The sequence below is a fragment of the Glycomyces sp. NRRL B-16210 genome, from assembly GCF_000719515.1.
In the GTDB taxonomy this organism is placed as follows: Bacteria; Actinomycetota; Actinomycetes; order Mycobacteriales; family Micromonosporaceae; genus Glycomyces.
In genome coordinates this window covers 262,452-284,585 of the sequence record NZ_JOGR01000010.1, presented here as the reverse complement: position 1 = coordinate 284,585, position 22,134 = coordinate 262,452, and the positions used below count along the sequence as shown (strand labels likewise).

At 71.3% G+C, this 22,134-nt stretch carries 17 protein-coding genes; 12 read left to right on the top strand and 5 right to left on the bottom strand.

The window, feature by feature from the left end:
• Nucleotides 1-69: 69 nt before the first annotated feature.
• A complete protein-coding gene (gene coaE / locus IF12_RS0115450; RefSeq protein WP_030159869.1) occupies nucleotides 70-1,260 on the top strand; it encodes a dephospho-CoA kinase in 1,191 nt (396 codons plus the stop codon).
• A 124-nt stretch (nucleotides 1,261-1,384) separates the two neighbouring features.
• On the opposite strand, the gene IF12_RS0115445 is transcribed toward coaE, so the two are convergent.
• Complete coding sequence (locus tag IF12_RS0115445; protein ID WP_030159867.1) at nucleotides 1,385-2,800, bottom strand: hypothetical protein; 1,416 nt, start codon at nucleotides 2,798-2,800, stop codon at nucleotides 1,385-1,387.
• A 78-nt stretch (nucleotides 2,801-2,878) separates the two neighbouring features.
• Between IF12_RS0115445 and uvrB the strand changes: the two genes are divergently transcribed.
• On the top strand, nucleotides 2,879-4,960 hold the full coding sequence (uvrB, locus tag IF12_RS0115440) for an excinuclease ABC subunit UvrB (RefSeq protein WP_030159865.1): 2,082 nt from the start codon (nucleotides 2,879-2,881) through the stop codon (nucleotides 4,958-4,960).
• On the opposite strand, the gene IF12_RS0115435 is transcribed toward uvrB, so the two are convergent.
• Nucleotides 4,957-5,247, bottom strand: coding sequence for an antibiotic biosynthesis monooxygenase (locus tag IF12_RS0115435; protein ID WP_030159863.1), 291 nt, complete (start codon nucleotides 5,245-5,247; stop codon nucleotides 4,957-4,959). The two genes, uvrB and IF12_RS0115435, sit on opposite strands and share 4 nt — an antisense overlap.
• Before the next feature lie 269 nt (nucleotides 5,248-5,516).
• Here IF12_RS0115435 and IF12_RS0115430 point away from each other — a divergent pair, with 269 nt between their 5' ends.
• Nucleotides 5,517-6,560: a TerC/Alx family metal homeostasis membrane protein gene (locus IF12_RS0115430; protein ID WP_081913634.1), complete on the top strand. Its 1,044-nt coding sequence runs from the start codon at nucleotides 5,517-5,519 to the stop codon at nucleotides 6,558-6,560.
• Nucleotides 6,561-6,620: 60 nt separating this feature from the next.
• On the opposite strand, the gene IF12_RS0115425 is transcribed toward IF12_RS0115430, so the two are convergent.
• Nucleotides 6,621-7,556, bottom strand: coding sequence for an NlpC/P60 family protein (locus IF12_RS0115425; protein ID WP_133884314.1), 936 nt, complete (start codon nucleotides 7,554-7,556; stop codon nucleotides 6,621-6,623).
• Nucleotides 7,557-7,794: 238 nt separating this feature from the next.
• Between IF12_RS0115425 and bioB the strand changes: the two genes are divergently transcribed.
• Nucleotides 7,795-8,850 carry a biotin synthase BioB gene (gene bioB, locus IF12_RS0115420; protein WP_030159857.1) on the top strand — a complete coding sequence of 352 codons (1,056 nt, stop codon included), beginning with the start codon at nucleotides 7,795-7,797 and terminating at the stop codon, nucleotides 8,848-8,850.
• Between the two features lie 64 nt (nucleotides 8,851-8,914).
• On the opposite strand, the gene IF12_RS0115415 is transcribed toward bioB, so the two are convergent.
• A complete protein-coding gene (locus IF12_RS0115415; RefSeq protein ID WP_030159856.1) occupies nucleotides 8,915-9,937 on the bottom strand; it encodes a LacI family DNA-binding transcriptional regulator in 1,023 nt (340 codons plus the stop codon).
• 306 nt (nucleotides 9,938-10,243) lie between these two features.
• Between IF12_RS0115415 and IF12_RS0115410 the strand changes: the two genes are divergently transcribed.
• The 6 genes from IF12_RS0115410 (at nucleotide 10,244) to tyrS (ending at nucleotide 18,759) form a co-directional block, all read left to right on the top strand.
• The gene (locus tag IF12_RS0115410; protein ID WP_035749185.1) at nucleotides 10,244-12,556 is read left to right on the top strand and encodes a beta-glucosidase; all 2,313 of its coding nucleotides are present in this window, start codon (nucleotides 10,244-10,246) and stop codon (nucleotides 12,554-12,556) included.
• A 121-nt stretch (nucleotides 12,557-12,677) separates the two neighbouring features.
• Nucleotides 12,678-13,775: a Gfo/Idh/MocA family protein gene (locus IF12_RS0115405; protein ID WP_197034740.1), complete on the top strand. Its 1,098-nt coding sequence runs from the start codon at nucleotides 12,678-12,680 to the stop codon at nucleotides 13,773-13,775.
• A 49-nt stretch (nucleotides 13,776-13,824) separates the two neighbouring features.
• Nucleotides 13,825-14,736, top strand: coding sequence for a PmoA family protein (locus IF12_RS0115400; protein ID WP_035749183.1), 912 nt, complete (start codon nucleotides 13,825-13,827; stop codon nucleotides 14,734-14,736).
• Between the two features lie 2 nt (nucleotides 14,737-14,738).
• Nucleotides 14,739-15,455, top strand: coding sequence for a cupin domain-containing protein (locus tag IF12_RS0115395; RefSeq protein WP_030159852.1), 717 nt, complete (start codon nucleotides 14,739-14,741; stop codon nucleotides 15,453-15,455).
• Between the two features lie 130 nt (nucleotides 15,456-15,585).
• Nucleotides 15,586-17,433, top strand: a complete 1,848-nt coding sequence (locus IF12_RS24260) for an RNB domain-containing ribonuclease (RefSeq protein ID WP_051704443.1) — start codon at nucleotides 15,586-15,588, stop codon at nucleotides 17,431-17,433.
• 69 nt (nucleotides 17,434-17,502) lie between these two features.
• A complete protein-coding gene (gene tyrS, locus IF12_RS0115385; RefSeq protein ID WP_030159848.1) occupies nucleotides 17,503-18,759 on the top strand; it encodes a tyrosine--tRNA ligase in 1,257 nt (418 codons plus the stop codon).
• Here tyrS and IF12_RS25720 read toward each other — a convergent pair.
• Nucleotides 18,749-20,380, bottom strand: coding sequence for a hypothetical protein (locus IF12_RS25720; RefSeq protein WP_133884313.1), 1,632 nt, complete (start codon nucleotides 20,378-20,380; stop codon nucleotides 18,749-18,751). The genes tyrS and IF12_RS25720 overlap by 11 nt on opposite strands.
• Between IF12_RS25720 and IF12_RS25715 the strand changes: the two genes are divergently transcribed.
• Complete coding sequence (locus tag IF12_RS25715; RefSeq protein ID WP_051704441.1) at nucleotides 20,297-21,004, top strand: hypothetical protein; 708 nt, start codon at nucleotides 20,297-20,299, stop codon at nucleotides 21,002-21,004. The genes IF12_RS25720 and IF12_RS25715 overlap by 84 nt on opposite strands.
• Complete coding sequence (locus tag IF12_RS0115370; protein WP_030159846.1) at nucleotides 20,979-22,025, top strand: HAD-IIA family hydrolase; 1,047 nt, start codon at nucleotides 20,979-20,981, stop codon at nucleotides 22,023-22,025. The genes IF12_RS25715 and IF12_RS0115370 overlap by 26 nt, the downstream gene beginning before the upstream one ends.
• The last annotated feature ends 109 nt before the right edge of the window (nucleotides 22,026-22,134 follow it).

Here is a 22,134-nt window from a genome sequence, read left to right as displayed (position 1 = left end):
GTCACTCCTTAAGCTGACAGACCACTGCCCGTCCCAGGTTGTTCGCCTGGGGCGGGTAGTGTTTCAGTTGTGCTTAAAGTCGCATTGACCGGTGGCATCGGAGCCGGTAAGAGCACGGTCGCAACGAAGCTGTCGCAGCTGGGCGCCCGCGTCATCGACGCGGACGCCCTCTCCCGCGAAGTCGTCGCCCCGGACACCGAGGGGCTCGCCGCAGTGGTCTCGCGCTTCGGTCCCGAGGTGCTCACCGCCGAAGGCTCGCTCGACCGCGCCCGACTCGCCCAGATCGTCTTCGCCTCGCCGCCCGCCCGGGCCGAACTCGAGGCGATCATCCATCCGCGAGTCCGCGCCCGTGCCCGAGAGATCACCGCCGCCCAGCCCGACGACGCGATCGTCGTCCAAGACATCCCGCTCCTGGCCGAGACCGGCCAGGCGCCCGGCTTCCACCTCAACATCGACGTGGAAGCGCCGCGAGAGCTCCGGCTCGAACGGCTCGCCGAGCGGGGCCTTTCCCGCGACGACGCCCTCCGCAGGATCGACGCCCAGGCGTCGGACACCGAACGCCGCGAAGTCTGCGACGTGGTCCTCTACAACCGCGACAGCGTGCTCGACCTCGAACGGCGCGTCTCGATGCTGTGGGACGAGCGCATCGTCCCCTTCAACGAGAACCTGCGCGCCGCCCGCGCCGAACCCAGGCCCGAGAAACTCCAGTTCGTCGAGTCCGACCCGGCCTGGCCCCGCCGCTTCGAGCACCTCGCGGCCCGCCTGCGCCGCGTCATGGGCCCCTTCGCCGTCCGCATCGACCACGTCGGCTCCACCGCCGTCGCCGGGCTGCCCGCCAAGGACGTCATCGACATCCAGATCACCGTCGTGACCCTCAAGGGCGTCGACCGGCTCGAAGCGCCGCTCGCCGCCGCCGGCTTCTTCGGAGGCCAGGGCTTCGACGAACCCAAACCGGACCGGCCCGACCAGGCCGAGTGGGAGAAGCGCCTCTACGGCTACGCCGATCCGGGGAACATCGCGCACCTGCACTTCCGGCCCATCGACAGCCCCGGCCAGCGCTTCGCGCTGCTGTTTCGCGACTGGCTCCGCGCCGACCCGCAGGCCAGGGCCGACTACGCCCAGCTCAAGGGCGTGCTTTCGGCCAAGGTCGACTCGGCGAGCGCGTACGCTGAAGGCAAGGAACCCTGGTTCCTGAGCGAGGCCTGGCCTCGCGCGAACCGCTGGGCCGAAGCGACCGGCTGGCACGCACCGGTCTGCTGACCGGCGCGCAGACGGAGGTGAGCAGACGGGCCCGGTCGTACGACCGGGCCCGCCGCCACGCGTCTCAGAACCCGCGGCACCCCGCGAGGCCCTTCACCGAAGCGGCGAGCGACGCGCAAGCCCCTCAGCCGATCGCCTCGCTCACTTCCCACGGTATGGCGACCATCGCGAGCTCCACGTATTCGAGTTCGGCGCCGGCGACCCCGTAGTAGGTCATCATCTCCACGCCGCTGAGCCGCTCGCCGCTCACGTGGTAGCGGAACGCCGACTGGCCCGCGGGCACCTCGGCGTCCCCGGCGACCGGGTACTCCACCACGTACGTCGCGTCCTCGCCCGTCCCGTCCACGCGCAGCAGCGACGCGGCCGCGCCGATCGCCTCGGCGTCCTCGGCCTCCTCGGCGCTCATCTCCAGCAGTCGGTAGACCAGCGACTCGATCGGCCCGAACGACGCCGCCGCGTCCTCGTCGGTGAGCGCGTGCGTCTCCCAGCCCTCGGTCGGCGGGACCTCCGGCAGCGCGCCGCCCTCGGTCGGGAGGATCGCGAACCCGCCGGGCCTGGCCAGGAACAGCCGCTCGCCCGCGTCGTCGGAGAGGTGCAGGTACGCGGTCATGGTGCGCCAGTCGATCGAGCCCTGCGCGGTCGTGACCTGGTCGTCCCCGGTCGGCACCGTCATCGCCACTTCGGCGGACCGGAGCCGGTTGTCGCTGCGGAGGCTCGCGATGGTCGCGGCCAGGTCCTCGTCGACGGCGACGGGCGCGATCGGCGGCCCGCCGAGGAGGTCGATCGGCACGAGGGCGGTCGCGTCGAACTCGGCCTCGCGCAGGAAGTCGACGGCCGAGAGGGTCTCCTCGCCGGTGTTGACCTGGAACCGCCGGAGGGTCCCGTCCGCGTCGAGCGAGTACAGCGCCTCGGGGGCCGGGCCGGACTGCACGGCGGACTCGACCATGATCGGGGCGCGGAAGGAGTCGACCTCCTCGCCGTCGATGACCCCTTCCTCGCGCCAGGTGGCCTGCTCCGCCAGCGCGGCCGGGTCGTCCGCCTGCTCGGCGGTCAGCGTGAACAGGGAGGAGGCGAGGATGTCGAGCGTCGTGTCCAACGGGGTGGTCGCGCCCGAGAGCATCTGCCGGGTCGCCCAGCCGTCCTCGGGGACGCGGGCCTCGGCGAAGGCCTCCTCGTCGTCGTCGCGGGAGGCCATGAGGCCGGGGACGGCCTGGACGAGGCGGTGTCCCTCGGCGTCGGCGGTCCGCGTGTCGGGCACCCGCGCGTACAGCATCGGGGTCTGCCAGTCGAGGTAGGCGTCGACGACGATCGTCTCGCCCTCGACCGGCAGGTTCATGCGCAGCGCGACCGGCTCCTCGGCGAGGTTGCGCTCGCGCATCCCCGCGAGCAGGGCGGCCTCCTCTTCGTTGACGGGCCGCTCGGCGCCGGCGCCGCCGGGGCTGCACGAGACGGCGAACCAGCCGGCCGCGGCGATCGCCGCGATGATGGCCGTGACCCAGAGCAGGGCCGATTTCCAGGTAACTGCGGTAGTGGAGCTCACGCAGTGACCAACGAGCGGGAACGGGAAAAGTCACCGCCGCGGGCACGGGTTGTCGGACCCCGGCGCTACGGTTGGGCGGTGGCATTCGATATTCCGCGCGCCGAGGGGCGCTTCGAGGTGGTCAGCGACTACAAACCGTCCGGCGACCAGCCGACCGCGATCGCCGAGTTGACCGAACGGATCGACCGCGAGGAGCGGGACGTGGTCCTGCTCGGCGCGACCGGCACCGGCAAGTCGGCCACGTCCGCGTGGCTGATCGAGCGGCTCCAGCGCCCGGCCCTGGTGATGGCCCACAACAAGACCCTGGCCGCCCAGCTCGCCAAGGAGTTCCGCGAGCTCCTGCCGAACAACGCGGTCGAGTACTACGTCTCCTACTACGACTACTACCAGCCCGAGGCCTACGTGGCCCAGACCGACACCTACATCGAGAAGGACGCCTCGATCAACGAGGAGGTCGAGCGGCTGCGCCACCGCGCCACCTACTCGCTGCTGACGCGGCGCGACGTGGTCGTGGTGGCCACGGTCTCGGCGATCTACGGCCTGGCGACCCCCGCCGAGTACCTGGAGCAGGCCACCGAGGTCGCCGTCGGCCAGGAGTGGGACCGCGACAAGCTGCTGCGGCGCCTCGTGGACGTCCAGTACAGCCGCAACGACATCGCCTTCACCCGCGGCACCTTCCGGGTCCGCGGCGACACGATCGAGATCATCCCGGCGTACGAGGAGCTGGCGATCCGCATCGAGATGTTCGGCGACGAGATCGACCGGCTCTACTACCTGCACCCGATCACCGGCGACGTGATCCGCGAGGTCGACCGGGTCCTCATCTTCCCCGGCTCGCACTACGCGACCGGCAACGAGCGGATGTCCCGCGCGATCCGCGACATCGAGGTCGAACTCGAAGAGCGCCTTACCGAGCTGGAGTCCCAGGGGAAGCTCCTGGAGGCCCAGCGGCTGCGGATGCGCACCGTCTTCGACCTGGAGAACATGAAGCAGACCGGCACCTGCAACGGCATCGAGAACTACTCGCGCCACATCGACGGGCGCGCGGCCGGGACCCCGCCGCACACGCTGCTCGACTACTTCCCGCCGGACTTCGTCACGATCCTCGACGAGTCCCACCAGACCGTCCCGCAGATCGGGGCGATGTCCGAGGGCGACGCCTCGCGCAAACGCAACCTCGTCGACCACGGCTTCCGGCTGCCCAGCGCCCAGGACAACCGGCCGCTGCGCTTCGACGAGTTCCGCGAGCGCGTGGGCCAGACCGTGTACCTCTCGGCCACCCCCGGCAAGTGGGAGCTGGCGGAGACGAAGGGCCAGTTCGTGGAGCAGGTCATCCGCCCCACCGGACTGGTCGACCCGCACGTGGAGATCCGGCCGACCAAGGGCCAGATCGACGACCTCATGCACGAGATCAACGAGCGGGCCGCGAAGGACGAGCGGGTGCTGGTGACCACGCTGACCAAGAAGATGGCCGAGGACCTCACCGACTACTTCCTCGACAACGGGATCCGGGTGCGGTACCTGCACTCCGAGGTCGAGACCCTGCGCCGGGTCGAGCTGCTGGGGGAGCTGCGCCGCGGCGACTACGACGTGCTGGTGGGCATCAACCTCCTGCGGGAGGGCCTGGACCTGCCCGAGGTGTCGCTGGTGGCGATCCTGGACGCCGACAAGGAGGGGTTCCTGCGCTCGGCGACCTCGCTGATCCAGACCATCGGCCGCGCGGCCCGGAACGTGTCGGGCACCGTGCTCATGTACGCCGACAACATCACCGACTCGATGAAGGCCGCGCTGGAGGAGACCGACCGGCGCCGCGAGAAGCAGGTCGCGTACAACGAGGCGCACGGGGTCGACCCGCAGCCGCTGCGCAAGCGCATCGGCGACATCATGGAGGACCTCTACGACTCGGCGGCCGAGACCGCGAAGCTGGTCGAGTCCGAGCGGCCGGCGCGCGGCAAGGGCAAGGAGGCCAAGGGCGCGGCCAAGGTCCGCTCGGAGATCGTCCAGCAGATCGACGACCGCAACGAGCAGATGCTCGCCGCCGCGAGGGAACTGCGCTTCGAACTCGCCGCGGCCTACCGCGACGAGATCGCCGACCTCAAGCGAGAACTCCGCCAGATCGACGAGGCGCAGTTACGGTTCGCCGCGGCCCCGGCTCGTTAGTCCACGTCTTCGAAGTGTTCGACGTGCGGGGGCTTCGCGAAGTACGGGCCGATCGCCTCGCGCCACTTCGGGAACCGGTCGGTCTCGCGGAAGCCCTGCTCGTGGGCCTCGACGGAGTCCCATTCGATGAGGAGCACGAAGCGGTCGGGGGACTCGACCCCCTGGGTCATGCGGATCGACCGCAGGCCGGGGGAGACCTTTACGAGCTCCCGGGCGGCGCGGTACGCCTCTTTGAAAGCGTCTTCTCGACCGGGGGTAATCTTGATTTCAGCGACTTCCAGAACCATTCGCGGAGCCTCCCACAGCGGGCGTCACACCGGCGCCACCCCCGAGTTCCGTCGAGAGTGAAGTCACATATCCGACCGATGACAAGTCCGGTTCGGGCGGGCAGAATGGTCCCGTCTGTTCACAATCAGGTATATGGGGAGTATCCCGCAGCGCATGCCGCTGTTAGCGTCGTCGTCAATGCACGGGACCGCGGTCGGTCCTCGGTGGCGCTGGTCCGCGAGGATCGGGAGAGACCATGTGACCCTCCAAGGACAAGGAAGGCAACACATTGGAACTCCCGGCCTGGGCTTGGGTGCTGACCATGGGCGTGCTCGCCTCGGTGGTCGTCTTCGACCTCGCATTGGCGGTCCGCAATCCGCATAAACTCTCCACGAGGGAATCGGCCACTTGGGCCGGCATTTACATCAGCGCCGCACTCGTGTTCGGCGTCGTCATCTTCACCACGCACGGCGCGTCCTACAGCGGGCAGTTCTACGCCGGCTACCTGACCGAGCTGGCGCTCTCGGTCGACAACCTCTTCGTGTTCCTGCTCATCATCCAGGGCTTCCGGGTCCCGGACGTGCTCCAGTCGCGCGTGCTCCTGGTAGGCATCATCCTGTCGATCTTCCTGCGCGGCGCGTTCATCGCGGTCGGGGCGGTCCTCATCCAGCGCTTCAGCTGGATCTTCCTCATCTTCGGCGCGATCCTCATCTGGACGGCGTGGAGCCAACTGCGCGAGAGCGGCGAGGAGGAGTACCCGAAGAACCGCTTCATGACCTTCGCCGAGTCGAAGCTGCGGGTCGCGCCCGACTACCACGGCGGCAAGCTCCTCACCCGCATCGACGGCGCCCGGTTCGTCACCCCGCTGCTGCTGGCGATGCTCGCGATCGGCTCGACCGACATCCTGTTCGCGCTCGACTCGATCCCGGCGATCTTCGGCCTGACCCAGGAGCCCTACCTGATCTTCACGGCGACGATCTTCGCGCTCATGGGCCTGCGCCAGCTGTACTTCCTGCTGGCCGCGCTGCTCAAGTCGCTGAAGTTCCTCTCGCTGGGCCTGGCGGCGATCCTCGGCTGGATCGGCGTCAAGCTGGTGCTCAACGGCCTGACCGAGAACCAGCTGCCGTTCCTCAACGACGGCGAGCCCATCGAGTGGCTGCCGCACATCCCGACCCCGCTCTCGCTGGGCTTCATCGCCGGCGTGCTCGCCCTGGTCGTGCTGGCCAACTGGGTCCTGCTGCGCCGCGCGCGCAAGACCTGGAGGGACCTGTTCCACGAGGCCTCGGCCGAGCCGGTCCTCCCGGAGATCGAGACGACCGAGCAGCAGCAGTAGGCGCGAAGCGAGCGGCCCGCCGACCCCGGAAAGGGCCGGCGGGCCGCCCGCCTCGATTCGTCAGGCCGGGAAGGGCAGGCGGCGGCAGGCGGTGACCTGCGCCAGCGCGGCGTCCTTGAGCGACTCGACCACGACCTTCCCGTAGACGGGGGAGGAGAAGATGATCTCGGGCAGGTCCGTCTGGCTCCGCTCGGCCATGATCGCCGGGGTCCTCGGGTCGCCGCCGTGCTCCAGGAACACCAGGTCGCCCGGGTGCAGGTCCTCGAACTCGACCGAGTCGCCGGCCTCCATGAGGTCCTCGCCGAAGCGCGGCACGTCGATCCCCAACTGGCGGTAGACGATCCACACCAGGCCCGCGGCGTCGATGCCGTAGGCGCTGACGCCGCCGTGCAGGTAGGGGATCTCCAGGAGCTGCTGGGCGAGCTTGACCGCGTCGAGTCCGGCGGCGATCATGCCCGTGGAGGGCTTGCCGGAGTCGGCGGCGGGCTCGGGCGCGAGGTCGCGCTGGGGCACCCATCCGGGCTGCCGGGGCCCCGGCAGGGCCACGGGCACCCAGCCGCGGTAGCCCTTGCCGACCACCCGCAGGCGTGTTCCGAACGTCACCCCCGGGATGGCGACGTCGCCGCCGGGTTCGTCGCGCACGGCGGTCGCCGTGGCGCTCACGAGGTACTCCACGCCCTCGGCGTCGGCTTCGGTGAGGATCGCGAGCTGGTCGAGCGGGACCCAGCCGGCGGCGGACTGCGACGGGCAGGAGACCTCGGCCCAGCCGTCGGCGATCCGCTCGACCTCGACCCGGGTCCCCAGGAGGCACTGCGTGCGCACCCGTCCCTTGAGGCCGTTGGCGCGTATGTCGTTGGTGAGCCGGGCGACCCATTCGCGGATGGCGGACGGGGCGCCCAGCGCGAGTCGGTCCTCCGGTCGGGGGGCCGAGGGCTGGGACCAGAGGGTCGCGACGGCCACGGCGATCAACGCCGGTTGTCCAGGTGCGATCGGCACGTTTGGTTCTCTCCGGGTGGTTTCGGGCGGTTCGTGAATCGTGACGCGTGCAGGGGGGATCTCCACCAGCCCACCGCGTTCTTCGCAGCACCGACCACCCACTGTAGCAAGTGTAGGCGGATCGCGACGCTGCGGCCCGAGCGTGATGTCGCGAGGCCTTTTCGCCCATGGGGCCGCGAACCATCCGAAAAGCGGTCCGGCCCTGCGCTGTGGCAAGATTTTTTCCATGCCAGCACTGATGGACGCCCTCAGCCGACTGACCGCCGCCGCCGACTCGGGGGCGGTCCCGGCGGCCGCCGACCTCGAAGCCGTCCTGGCGAGCGCCGACGCCGAGCTCATGGACGTGGTGGCCGCGGCCGCGCGACTTCGCTTCCGCCACTTCGGGAACACCGTCAAGCTGAACTACCTCGTGAACCTCAAGAGCGGCCTGTGCCCCGAGGACTGCAACTACTGCTCGCAGCGCCTGGGCTCGAAGGCCGACGTCCTCAAGTACACCTGGCTCAGCCCCGAGCAGGCCGCCGAGCAGGCCGCCGCCGGGGTCGCCGGCGGTGCCTCGCGGGTGTGCCTGGTCGCGAGTGGACGCGGACCGACCGATATGGACGTCGAGCGGGTCGGGAAGACCATCGCCGCGGTCAAGAACGCCGCCCCCGGCGTCGAGGTGTGCGCCTGCCTCGGGCTGCTCAAGGACGGCCAGGCCGGCCGGCTCGCCGAACTCGGGGCGGACGCCTACAACCACAACCTGAACACCTCGGAGGACACCTACGCCGAGATCTGCTCGACCCACACCTTCGCCGACCGGGTGGACACGGTGAACGCCGCGCACGGCGCGGGCCTGTCGCCGTGCTCGGGACTCATCGCCGGCATGGGGGAGTCCGACGCCGACCTGGTGTCGGTGGCGCTGGGTCTGCGCGAGTTGCAGGTGGACTCGATCCCGGTGAACTTCCTGCTGCCCTTCGACGGCACGCCGCTGGAGGCGACGTGGGAGCTCGACCCGCGCCGGTGCCTGCGCATCCTCGCGATGGTGCGCCTGGCGAACCCGTCCGCCGAGGTGCGCCTCGCCGCGGGCCGCGAGGTCCACGTGCGGCAGATGCAGTCCCTGGCCCTCCAGGTCTGCAACTCGATCTTCCTCGGCGACTACCTCACCAGCGAGGGCCAGGCCGCCAAGGACGACCTCGCGCTCATCGCCGACGCCGGGCTCGTCCCGCTCGGGCTGGAGGCGGCCACTGAGGCCGTCCGCGAGGCCGTGAAGGTCCGCCGCCGCGGCGCGGGCACCGAAGTGGCCCCGAACGCCTGAGCGCCGCCGACCGGGACGGTCTGCGGCGCCTGTGGACCGGTCGGCCGCCGAAGCGGCCGGCGGTTCAGCCCGTGTATCGCGCGGTCGACTCGCGCACCACCAGTTCGGTGGCGAGTTCGAGCCGCGGGGAGTCGATGTCGTTGCCCGCGGCCATCTCCAGGACCGTGCGCGCGGCGAGGGCGCCCATCTCGGCGAGCGGCTGGCGCACCGTCGTCAGCGGCGGGGAGGTCCACCGCGACTCGGGGAGGTCGTCGAAGCCGACCACGCTCACGTGCTCGGGGATGCGCAGCCCGGCCTGGCGGATCGCCTCGTAGGCGCCGAAGGCCATCTGGTCGGAGGAGGCGAAGATCGCCGTCGGCGGCTCCTCGCGGCGCATCAGGGCGACCGCCGCGTCGAAGCCGGACTGGTGGTAGAAGTCGCCGTCGTAGACCAGGGAGGTGTCGAACTCGATGTCGGCGGCCTCCAGCGCGGCCCGGTAGCCGTCGAAGCGCGCCCGCGAGCACAGGACCTGCTTCGGCCCGTGGATGAAGCCGATCTTGCGGTGGCCCAGTGAGATGAGGTGCTCGGTCGCGGCCAGGCCGCCGGCCCAGTTGGTCGCGCCGATCGCCGGGGCGTCCATGGTGGGCCCGCCCGAGGGGTCGAGCACGACCATTGGGACCCCGAGGTGGCGCAGCTGCTCCAGGATCGGCGAGGCCAGTTGCGAGATCACCAGGATCACCCCGTCGGAGGCCCTGGTGCGCAGATTGTCCAGCCACTGCTCGGTGGAGGCGCGGCGGCGGTGCACGGCCGAGACGACCGTTCCCACCCCGGCCGCGTGGGCCGCGTCCTCGACGCCGCGGATGATCTCCACCGCCCACGGGCTGTCGAGCTCGTTGAACACCAGGTCCACCAGCCGCGCGCGGCTCGGGACCCGCGTCGAGCGCCGCCGCTGGTAGCCGCGCTCGTTGAGCAGCTCCTCGACGCGCTTGCGGGTATCGGGGGCGACGTCTGAGCGGCCGTTGATGACGCGCGAGACCGTGGGCACGCTGACGCCCGCCTCGTCGGCGATGGCGCGGATCGTGATGCGCCCGTGTTCGGCTTCGCTCAAGGGTCCTCCCGATGCTCCAGTTCACCACTCCGCGAGCGATTCCGCGGGTGATGTACACCCAACGGTAATGCCGACATCCTATAAGGGTCGTCCCGGGCTCCCGGATTCCGTCCGAAAGTTTCGAAGGAATGAGACGTTTCAGCGCCTGGGGCAAGCGCATCCCACGATCCGATTGACGCTAGAAGTAGGCCGTCATCAATGTTATGGTGTGCAAACCCGTATCGAAAGCGATCAGTAAATTTTCGGAAACTATCGGCCCCGTTAAAGCCGCCAGTGGCGTGTCGCGGGCCGCTTGAGTGGAGCAGCATGGACACCGACACCCCCGCGGAGGCGGCCGAACGGGCCGCCGGTCTGGTCAAGCGGATGACCCTCGAAGAGAAGTGCGCCCAATTGACGAGTCTGTGGCTCGGGGTGGACGCCGACGCCGGAGACATGGCCCCTCACCAGAGCGAGCAGACCGGCGGGAGCGCTGCCCCCGAGGACCCGACCGCCCACGGGCTCGGCCAGTTGACCCGCCCCTTCGGCTCGGCCCGCGTCGACCCCGCCGAAGGGGCCGCCAGGCTCGCGGCGCAGCAGCGGCGCATCCGCTCGAACAGCCGCTTCGGCATCGCCGCCCTCGCCCACGAGGAATGCCTCGCCGGCTTCATGGCCTACGGCGCCACCATGTTCCCGACCGCCCTCGCCTGGGGCGCCACCTTCGACCCCGACCTCGTGCACGCCGTCGCCCGCCAGATCGGCACGACCATGCGCTCGGTCGGCATCCACCAAGGACTCGCGCCCGTCCTCGACGTCGTCGTCGACTCCCGCTGGGGCCGGACCGAGGAGACCATCGGCGAGGACCCCTACCTCACCGGCGTGCTCGGCACCGCCTACGTCGAGGGCCTCCAGGAGACCGGGCTGATCGCGACCCTCAAGCACTTCGCGGGCTACTCCGCCTCCCACGCGGCCCGCAACTTCGGCCCGGTCTACCTGGGCACCAGGCAGTTCGCCGAGACCTACCTGACCCCCTTCGAGATGGCCGTGCGCCTCGGGCGCGCCCGCTCCGTCATGCCCTCCTACGCCGCCAACGACGGCGTGCCCTCCCACGCCAACGCGCGCCTCATCACCGGCATCCTCCGCGAGGAGTGGGACTTCGAGGGCACCGTCGTGGCCGACTACTTCGGCGTCAACTTCCTCAACTCCCTCCACGGCATCGCAGCCGACCGCTCCTCCGCCGCCGGTCTCGCCCTCAACGCGGGCGTCGACGTCGAGCTGCCCGGCTCGGACTGCTTCGGCGAACCGCTCCGCGCCGCCGTGGCCGCCGGGGCCGTCGAGGAGAAGACCCTCGACCGCGCCGTCGAGCGCGTCCTGACCCAGAAGATCGAGCTCGGCCTGCTCGACGAACTCCCCGAGCCCCCCGCCTCGGTGGACCTCGACCCGCCCGAAGCCCGCGCGCTCGCCGCCGAGGTCGCCCGCAAGTCGATCGTGCTGCTCGCCAACGACGGCACCCTGCCGCTGGCCCCCGCCCCCGGCCGCGTCGCCGTCCTCGGACCGGTCGCCGCCGACCCCGCCGCGATGCTCGGCTGCTACTCCTTCCCCAACCACCACTTCCCGTACGAGGCCGGCAGCGGCGAGCCCTACCCGGTGGTCGACACGGGCACCCCGGTCGAGAGCCTCGCCGACCGGCTCGCCGCCGACCTGCCCGACGCCGCCGTCGAGCACGTCGCCGGAGGCTGGGTCGGCGACGCGACCGACGCCGAGATCGCCGCCGCCGCATCAGCCGCCGCAGGATCCGACCTCGCGATCGTCGCCGTCGGCGACCGCTCGAGCCTGTTCGGCCGCGGCAGCTCCGGCGAAGGCTGCGACGCCTCCGACCACGCCCTGCCCGGACGCCAGAACGAGCTGCTCGAAGCGGTGCTCGACACCGGCACGCCCACCGTCGTGGTCGTCATCTCGGGGCGCCCGTACGCCCTCGGCACCGCGCCCGAGCGGGCCGCGGCCGTCGTGCAGGCCTTCCTGCCAGGCGAAGAGGGCGCCGCCGCGATCAGCGCGATCCTCACCGGAGCGGCCGCCCCCGAGGGCCGCCTGCCCCTGGGCGTCCCGGCCCGCCGCGACTCCCCGCCCGCGACCTACCTCGGCCCGCAGCTCGCCCGCCGCTCCGAGGTGTCCTCGGTCGACCCGACCGCCCTCTACGCCTTCGGGCACGGCCTGACCTACACCGAGTTCGCCTGGGAGGAACCCGAACTGGTCTCGGGCCCCGAGGTCGGCCCGGAAGGCGCGGTCGAGGTCGCCGTCAGCGTGCGCAACACCGGCGAACGCGAGGGCACCGAGGTCGTGCAGCTCTACCTCCACGACCCGGTCGCCTCCACCGTCCGCCCGGTGCAGCGCCTCGTCGGCTTCGCCCGGCTCCCGCTCGCCCCCGGCGAGGCCCGCAGGGTCCGCTTCTCGGTCCCGGTCGACCTGGCCGCCCTCATCGGCCTCGACGGCCAGTGGACGGTGGAGGCCGGCGCCCTCGAATTCCGCCTGGCCCGCTCCGCGGCCGACACGGTCGCCGCGCTGGCGGTCGAGGTCACCGGCACCCGGGTGTTCGAGCCGGGGACCCGCGCCTTGACGACCCGGGTCGCCGTCGAAGAGCGGTGACCGGCCGCCCCCGATCGAACCCGCCGGAGGCGACCCAGGTCACCATCGGCGCCGTCATCGGCTAATATCGAACCCAACGCTGGAAAACGTTTACAGGCCCTCAGTGCTGAAGGAGTCCACCGTGACCTCCCCCCACCGCCTCGCCATCGTCGGCACCGGCGGCATCGCCCACCTCCACGCCGACGAGCTGCGCAAGCACGTCCCGGACCGGTTCGAACTGGTCGCGGCCGTCGACCCCGACCAGGCCCGGCTCGACGCGTTCAAGGAGAAGTTCGGCCTCGACCGCGGCTACGCCTCCATCGAAGCGCTGCTCGCCGCCGAGGAGCTCGACCTGGTCGACCTGTGCACCCCGCCCGTCGCCCACGCGCCCGGCGCGATCGCCGCGCTCGAGGCGGGCGTCGGCGTCGTCTGCGAGAAGCCCCCGGCCCTGAGCCTGGAGGAGTTCGACCGGGTCGCGGCCGCGGCCGCCTCCTCGACGGCCGACTTCGCGGTCATCTCGCAGCACCGGTTCGGCTCGGCGGCCGAGCGGGTGCGGAACATGATGGCCTCGGGGGTCCTCGGGCGCCTGGCCGTCGCCAAATGCGACACGCTGTGGTTCCGGCCCGAGGAGTACTTCGCGGTCGAATGGCGCGGCCGCTGGGAGACCGAGGGCGGCGGGCCCACCATGGGCCACGGCATCCACCAGATCGACACGCTCCTGTCGATCGTCGGCCCCTGGTCCGAAGTGGTCGCCACCGCCCACCGCCATCGCCGCGCCACGAACACCGAGGACGTCTCACACGCGATCGTCACCCTCGAGTCGGGCGCCTCGGTGGTCATCACGAACTCGCTGCTCTCCCCGCGCGAGACCTCCCAGATCCGCCTCGACTTCGACACCGCCACGGTCGAACTCGACCACCTCTACGGCTACGGTGACGACAACTGGTCGGTCCACCCGATCCCGTCCGCCGCCGAGGAGGTCAACCGGGCCTGGGCCGGCGAGCCGCACGGGCGCCCCTCGGGCCACGGCGCCCAGTTCGCCAAGATCGCCGACGCCCTCGACGGCAAGGCCGCCCCGCCGGTCACCGTCGACGACGCCCGCCGCACCCTCGAACTCCTCGCCGCGGTCTACGCCTCCGCCTTCACCGGCAAGCGCGTCCGCGCCGGGGACATCGACCCGACCTCGCCGTTCTACCAGCGCATGAACGGCACGGGCACGCCCTGGCCCGACCTCAAGTGACGCCCCCGCCGACCATACCGACGTCCCAGACACAGTGGAGAGAACACCGATGACGCTGCGACTCGCCGACAACGACACCGCGCTCTCGATCGCCAAGGGCGACCTCGAGATCCTGCGATACGTCTACCGTCCCGACAACGACCAGTTCGAGTCCCCCCGGCCCTACTTCGAGCCCCTGCGCGACCTCGCCGGGCACCAGGTGAGCCTCTACCGCCCGCACGACCACGTGTGGCACAAGGGCATCGCGCTGTCGCTGCCCAACGCGGGCCCGGAGAACTTCTGGGGCGGGCGCACCTTCCGCCGCGGCAAGGGCTATGTGGACGAGAAGAACGACGGCGCCATGGTCCACCGCGAGTTCAGCGAGCTCACCGCCGACGACGGCGCCGTCAAGGCCGTCGAGCGCCTCGATTGGATCACCGAGGACGGGCGCCACTTCTTCTCCGAGCGGCGCGCCTTCGCCGTCAGCGTGCTCTCCGACGACACCTGGGTGCTCTCCTTCTCGACCGCCTTCACCAACGACACCGCCGACACCGTCGTCATGGGCAGCCCCACCACCGAGGGCCGCGAGAACGCCGGCTACGGCGGCTTCTTCTGGCGCGGGCCGCGCTCCTTCACCGAGGGCCGCGTCTACACCGCCGACGGCGAAGGCGGCGACGAGCTCATGGGCGTGCGCGGCGACTGGCTCGCCTACCGCGGCGTGCACGACTCGGTCGACGCCGCCTCGACCCTGGTCTTCACCGACCACCCCGACAACCCCGGCGCGCCGATCAAGTGGTTCGTCCGCGCGACCCCCTTCGCCGCGGTCTGCCCCGCGCCGTTCTTCGACACCGAGCTGCCGATGGCGCCCGGCGACACCGTGACCCTGCGCCACGCCGTCGCCGTCGTCAACGGCGACACCGGCGTCGAAGGCGCCTCCAAGGCCGCCGAACTGGCCGCCACCGAACTGGCCCGGCTGGGGTAGCGGTGGGATTCCCCGGTGGCACGGCCGTCTCCCTCGTCACCGTCTACGACTGGCCCACGGTCGACGGCCAGGCGGGCGGCTCGCCGCACCTGCACACCGCCTCCACCGAGGGCTACGTCGTCACCGGCGGCACCGGAGCGGTCGAGACCCTCTCGGGGAACGGCTACGAGCGGCACGACCTGTCGCGCGGCACCGTCCTGTGGTTCACGCCCGGGACGGTCCACCGGCTCGTCAACGGCTCGGGCGACCTCCAGCTCGTCGTCGTCATGCAGAACGCCGGCATCCCCGAAGCCGGGGACGCCGTGCTCACCTTCCCCGACACGACCCTGGACGACCCCGAGGCCTACCAGGCGGTCGCTGCCGCGCCCGCGGCGCCGGACCTGAGCGAACCCGAACGCGGCGAAGCCGTCCGGGCCCGCCGGGACCTCGCGATCGAGGGCTACCTCGCCCTGCGCGAACGCGTCGAGGCCGAAGGGGCCTCGGCCATGCGCCCGCTCTGGGACCGGGCCGCGCGCCTCGTCTCGGGCCGCACCGACACCTGGCGGCGCCTGTGGGCCGACGGGCCGAAGGCCCAGGCCGACGCCACCGGCGCCCACCTCGACGCCCTCGCCGCGTCCGACGGCGCCCACCTTTGCGACGCCCGCGTCGCCGACGCCGGCGACCCGGCCGCCAAGTGGGGCATGTGCGGCCGACTGGAGACCTGGGACCTTCGACCCTGAACGGCGCCAGCCGAAACCGTCACACGCACCGAGGGCCGGAAGTTCGCAATGTGAACTTCCGGCCCGATGCGTTCGCACCCGACGCGCCCCCCGACGGTTACCATGACGGCTGGACCTCGAAGGAGCGCAGTTGGTCGACTACAACCCAGCCGAGACCGGGATCATGATCGATGCCGCGACCACCGTCGACCGCGACGACGCGATCTGGATCGAACCCGAAGGGGACGGCTTCCACGCCTGGATCCACATCGCCCGCGTCGCCGACCAGGTCATGACCGGCGGCCGCGCCGACATCGAAGCGCGCGAACGCGTCCACACCCGGTACCGGCCCGAGCGCACCAGGCACATGCTCCCCGCCCCGATCGTCGAGACCGTCTCGCTCGACCCCGGCCGCGAGAACGACACCTTCACCGTCCACCTGCGACTCGACGCCGCCGGGAACGTCCTCGCCGCCGAACTCGGCCCCGGACGGCTCACCCGCTCCTGGATCATGACCCACGGCGAGGCCGCCCGCGCCGCCGCCGATCCCACCCACCGCCTCCACGGCACCCTCGCGCTCGCGCTGCGCTTCGCCCAGACCATGCTCGCCGCCCGGCGCAACGCCGGCGCCCTCGCCTTCTACGACCTCCTCTCCGGCTTCGCCACCAACGAGGAAGGCCAGCTCGTCCGCCTCGACAGCGCCGAACGCAACTCCGGGTACATCATCGTGCAGGAGTTCATGATCGCCGCCAACGCGCAGATCGCGGCCTGGGCCGTCCGCGAGGACGTGCCGATCCTCTTCCGCAACCACCGCCTCGCCGCCGTCGCCGGCGACCCGGCCGAACTGCGCGCCGAACTCGACTCGATCAGCGCCGCCGGCGACGGCGCCGCCTTCGAGATGCTCCGCAGCCGCATGCGCATGGTCGCCCGCGCCGCGACCTACGGACCCACCGTGCACGGCCACCACGGCCTCCAACTGCCCGTCTACACGCACGCGACCAGCCCCATCCGCCGCTACCCCGACCTCATCACCCAGCGGATCCTCCTGGCCGCCGCGATCGGACGCCCGAGCCCCTACCCGATCGAGGACCTGCGCGAAGTCGCCGAGCACGTCAACGAGCACGTCGAGCGCGAGCGCCGCGCCAAGGCCGAGTACTTCAAGCAGAAGGCCGCCGAGGAGACCGCCCGGCAGATCGAGACCGCCGACTTCGCCCGCCTGCCCTACAAGCAGTTCGCCCGCGTCCTCCAGTTCGCCGTCGACAACGGCGAGGTCCCCGCCGGGCTCGTCGAGGACACCGCGCGCCGCTTCGACGAGCGCGAACTGCAACTGCGCGAGTTCGCCTCCGTCTACCTCTACGGGCGCGGCGGCTTCGAGCCGCTGCGCGAGCGCATGAACCGCCTCCTCGCCGCCGAGCCCCAGCAGGCCCAGTCGATCGTCAACGTCTACCTCCAGGACCGCCTCGGCGGACCCATCAGCAACGAGACCGACATCCTCTGGACCGTCGAGGCCGAGTCCGGCTTCGAGGGCCCGCTGTTCTCCGCACAGGTCGCCATCCGCTACCAGGACGAGCAGGTCGACTCCCCGAAACGATTGCAGCGCAGCAAGAAGGACGCGCGCAACCAGGCCGCGCTGGGCCTCGTCGCCGGCCTCGCGGACCTGCCGGACCTCTCGGGGGACGTGAGCCTCAAGACCCGCGCCGCCGAACCGCGCAAGCTCATGGTGGCCGTGGCCGTCAACCCCGCCGAGGCCGTCCAGATCTACGCCGCCCGCGGCGTGATCGAAGGACTGACCTGGGACTTCCAGGTCGAGGGGCCCTCGCACGAGCGGACCTTCACCTGCCGCGCCGCCTGCCGGATGCCCCACACCGGCGAACAGGTCGCCGCGGAGGGACAGGGGCCGACCAAGCAGGCCTCGAAGACCGCCGCCTCCCAGGAACTGCGCGTGCACATCGAAGTCGCCCTCGCCCTCGGCGAGACCGGCCGCCGCGCCAACGCCTGACGGGCGGGGCCGCTCACCGCACCCCGCGCACCGGGAAAAGCGTTTCGCCCGCTAAGGCACAATGGGGGCGTGCATATTCTCGACGACTTCGCCTGGCGCGGCCTCATCCAGGACTCCACCGGCATCGACTCGCTCCGCGAGCACATCGACGCGGGCCAGGTCACGTTCTACATCGGCTTCGACCCGACCGCCGCGAGTCTGCACGTCGGCAACCTCATGCAGCTGATCACCGCCCGCCGCCTCCAGCAGGCGGGACTGCGGCCGGTGCTGCTCGTCGGCGGCGCGACCGGCCAGATCGGCGACCCCCGCGACTCGGGCGAGCGCACCCTGAACCCGACTGAGGTCGTCGCCGGATGGGTCGAGAAGATCCGCGCCCAGGTCGCCCCGTTCGTCACCTACGACGGCGACAACGGCGCGGTCCCGGTGAACAACCTGGACTGGATCGGCGAGCTGGACGTCATCGGCTTCCTCCGCGACGTCGGCAAGCACTTCCCGATCTCGAAGATGCTCGCCCGCGACGTCGTCAAGTCCCGCCTCGAAGCCGGGATCTCCTACACCGAGTTCTCCTACCAGCTGCTCCAGTCGCACGACTACTTCGAGCTCAACCGCCGCCACGGCTGCACCCTCCAGTTCGGCGGATCGGACCAGTGGGGCAACATCACCGCCGGCGTCGACTACATCCGCCGCCGCGCGGGCGAGTCCGTGCACGCCTTCGTGACCCCGCTCGTGACCAAGGCCGACGGCAGCAAGTTCGGCAAGAGCGAGGGCGGCGCCATCTGGCTCGACGGCGAGATGACGAGCCCGTACGCCTTCTACCAGTTCTGGGTGAACGCCGCCGACTCCGACGTCGTCAACTACCTCAAGTACTTCTCGCTCAAGTCCCACGAGGAGATCGCGGAGCTGGAGCGGGCCACCGCCGAGAAGCCCGCCGCGCGCCTCGCGCAGAAGGCGCTGGCCGAGGAGCTCGCGACCCTCCTGCACGGCGCCGAGGAGACCGCGAACATCATCGACGCCTCCCAGGCCCTGTTCGGCCGCGGCGAGCTCGCCGAGCTGCCCGAGGCGACGCTGCGCGCCGCGCTCGTGGAGGCCGGGCTCGCCGAGATCCACAAGCCCGGCGTCACGGTCGCCGAGGCGATGAAGGAGTCCGGCGTCGTCGCGAGCCTCGGCGAGGCCCGCCGCGCGGCCAAGGAGGGCGGCGCCTACCTCAACAACGTCCGCATCACCGATCCCGCGACCGTTATCGACCCCTCTGACCTGCTTCACGGACGCTACGGAGTGATCCGGCGGGGTAAGAAGACCGTCGCCGGAGTCGAGTTCATCGACTGAGGCATACACTTGGTTGGTTTTGTCGCGGTGAATCGAGGGGGAGAAGCAAGTGGCTGAAGACGGCCGCGCCCGCAAGGGTGAAGAAGACCGACGAGGCGGCTACGGCCGTCGCGAGGGCGGCGGCTACGGCGACCGTTCGGGCCGAGGCGGCTACAACCGCCAGGAAGGCCGCGGGGGGGACGACCGAGGCGGCCACGGCCGCAACGAAGGGCGCGACGACCGCCCTCGACGCTACGAGGACCGCGACGACCGCGGCCCGCGCCGCGACGGCGACGACCGTGGTGGACGTGGCGGTTACAACCGCGACGACCGGCCCCGCCGCGACGGCGACGACCGCCCCCGCGGCGGTTACAACCGTGACGACCGCGGCCCGCGCCGCTACGAAGGCAACCGCGACGACCGAGGCGGGCGTGGCGGCTACAACCGCGATGACCGTGGCCCGCGCCGCGACGGCGACGACCGCGGTCCGCGCAAGTTCGATCGCGACGACCGTCCCCGTGGCGGTTACAACCGCGATGACCGCGGTCCGCGTCGTTACGAGGGCAACCGTGACGATCGTCCGCGTCAGTTCAACCGCGATGACCGTGGCCCGCGCCGCGATGGCGACGACCGCGGTGGACGTGGCGGCTACAACCGTGACGATCGCGGCCCGCGCCGCTACGAAGGCAACCGCGACGACCGTGGACCCCGTCGTTACGAGGGCAATCGCGACGATCGTCCGCGTCAGTTCAACCGCGATGACCGCGGCCCGCGTCGCGACGGAGACGACCGCGGCCCTCGCAAGTTCGACCGCGACGACCGTCCCCGTGGCGGTTACAACCGCGACGATCGCGGACCCCGTCGTTACGAGGGCAATCGCGATGATCGTCCGCGTCAGTTCAACCGCGATGACCGCGGCCCGCGCCGTGACGGCGACGACCGCGGTGGACGTGGCGGCTACAACCGCGACGACCGCGGCCCCCGCCGCTACGAAGGCAATCGCGATGATCGTCCGCGTCAGTTCAACCGCGACGATCGCGGTCCGCGCCGTGACGACGACCGTGGCCCTCGCAAGTTCGACCGCGACGACCGTCCCCGCCGCGACGGCGACCGTCCGCGCCACTTCGAAGACCGCGGCCCGCGCCGCGACGACCGCGGCCCCCGCAAATTCGACCGCGACGACCGCCCCCGCCATTCCGACCGGCGCGACGACCGCGGCGACGACCGCTTCGGCCGCGACGGCAAGGAACGCCGCGGCAAGGACAACCTGCGCCCCCTCGAAGAGCGCGAGGCCGGGCACGAGGGCCCGATCCGCCTCGGCGAGTCCGACGAGGCCCCGAACCTGCCCGAAGGCCTCGAGTACGGCTTCGACCAGCTCGACAAGGAGACCAGGGCCGGTCTCCGCAGCCTGAACAAGCAACTGGCCGAGGCCGTCGGCAACCGGCTCATCGCCGCCGCCGCGCTCCTGGCCGAAGACGACGTCGCGGGGGCCCTCGAACAGGCCCGCTACGCGCGCCGCAAGGCCTCCCGCGTCGCGATCGTCCGCGAGGTCACCGGTGTGGCCGCGTACGGCGCGGAGGAGTGGCAGCTCGCCGTCAACGAGCTGCGCGCCGCGCAGCGCCTGGGCGGCAACCACGACCACGTCGCGCTCATCGCCGACTGCGAGCGCGCCCTCGGCCACCCCGAGCGGGCCATCGACCTCTACCGCGAGTTCGGCAGCGACGAGAGCGTCGACCCCGAAGTCCGGGTCGAACTGCTCATCGTGGCCTCCGGCGCCCGCCGCGACATGGGCATGGGCGAGGCCGCGACCGCGATGCTCAAGGTCGGCGGCCTCAACTCGCCGAAGACCGAGCCCTGGGTCGCGCGCCTGCGCTACGCCTACGCCGAAGGACTCCTGGCCGACGGCAAGGAGGACGAGGCCCGCGAATGGCTCTCGAAGGCGGTCGCCGCCGACGAGACCGGCGAGACCGGCGCCGCCGAGCGCCTCCTCGAACTCGAAGGCATCGTCGTCGAAGAACTCGAGGACGAGCTGGACGAGGAGTTCGAGGACGAGGACGACCTCGACGATGACGAGGACGACGAGGACCTCGACGACGACGAATCCGACGACGACGAGTCCGACGACCTCGAAGACGACGAGACCGAGGCGCCCGTCAAGGACGACGCTCGCGCCGAGGCGGCGCCCGCGAACCCGGCGCCCTCGAACGACGATGTGGCGAACCCCGACGCTGAGGAGTCCGATGACCCGACTGAAAGGCGCCCCTGAGGCACTGGCCGGCGCCTACGACCTGGCGCTGCTCGACCTCGACGGTGTCGTCTACCTGCTCCAGCAGCCGATCCCGGAAGCGGCCGCGACCATCGCGGCCCTTCCGGGGCTCGACTGCGAGCCGGTGTTCGTCACCAACAACGCCTCCCGCAGCCCTGAGACCGTCGCGGACGCCCTGCGCGGCATGGGCGTCCCCGCCGAGGACGCCCAGGTGCTCACCTCCGCCCAAGTGGTGGCCGAGATCCTGCGCGAGCGTCTCGGGACCGGCGCCCGGGTCCTGGTGACCGGTTCGGAGGCGCTGCGCGCCGCCGTCGAAGCACAGGGACTGGCCACCACGAAGGATCCCAAAGACGCCCAAGGCATCGCCTACGGCATGATCCCGACCCTGACCTGGCGGGACCTCGCCGACCTGACCATCGCGGCCCGCAACGGCGCCGTGTGGGTCGCGACGAACCTCGACGGCACCCTGCCCACCCCAGACGGACCGCTGCCCGGCACGGGCGCGCTGGCCGGGGCGATCGCGGTCGCGCTCGGCCGCGGCCCGGACGTCGTCGCGGGGAAGCCCGAGCCGGGCATCTACCAGGCCGCCATGGCGCGCAAAGCCGGCGGCCGGGCGATCATGGTCGGCGACCGCCCCGACTCCGACATCGAGGGCGCGAACCGGGCCGGGATCGACTCCCTGCTGGTCTTCACCGGCGTCGCATCGCCGCGCGAGGCGATGGCACTGCCGCCCGAGCAGCGTCCGACTTATCTCGGCTGGAGCATCGCGGCCCTCGCCGAGGCGCATCCCGAACCGCAGTGGAACGAAGCGGTCGACCGCATCGACTGCGGCGGTTGGACGGCGGTCCTCGCCGCCTCCGACGGCGGCGGCGAGATCCGCCTCAGCGGTGAGGGCTCCGAACTGGACGCCTGGCGCTCGCTGTGCGAGTTGAGCTGGGCCGCGGCCGACATGACCGGCTACGACCCGACGCGTTCACCCGTGCCCGAGAGCGAAGCCGCCCGCAAGCTCCTGGCCGATTGAACACTTGCGCACTTTTAGTTGAACGGCAAGCGAAGAGCCCGGACCGCCGCAGTCCGGGCTCGGTGCTTTCACGGCGCCGACCAGCGGCGCGACAGGTCGTTCGGGGGCG

Excerpts from the sequence above, each read along its gene's own strand:
- bioB (WP_030159857.1), top strand. The coding sequence starts at position 7,795 with ATGGACGCCCTCAGCCGACTGACCGCCGCCGCCGACTCGGGGGCGGTC.
- IF12_RS0115410 (WP_035749185.1), top strand. The coding sequence starts at position 10,244 with ATGGACACCGACACCCCCGCGGAGGCGGCCGAACGGGCCGCCGGTCTG.
- IF12_RS0115435 (WP_030159863.1), bottom strand. The coding sequence starts at position 5,247 with ATGGTTCTGGAAGTCGCTGAAATCAAGATTACCCCCGGTCGAGAAGAC.
- IF12_RS0115370 (WP_030159846.1), top strand. The coding sequence starts at position 20,979 with ATGACCCGACTGAAAGGCGCCCCTGAGGCACTGGCCGGCGCCTACGAC.
- IF12_RS0115400 (WP_035749183.1), top strand. The coding sequence starts at position 13,825 with ATGACGCTGCGACTCGCCGACAACGACACCGCGCTCTCGATCGCCAAG.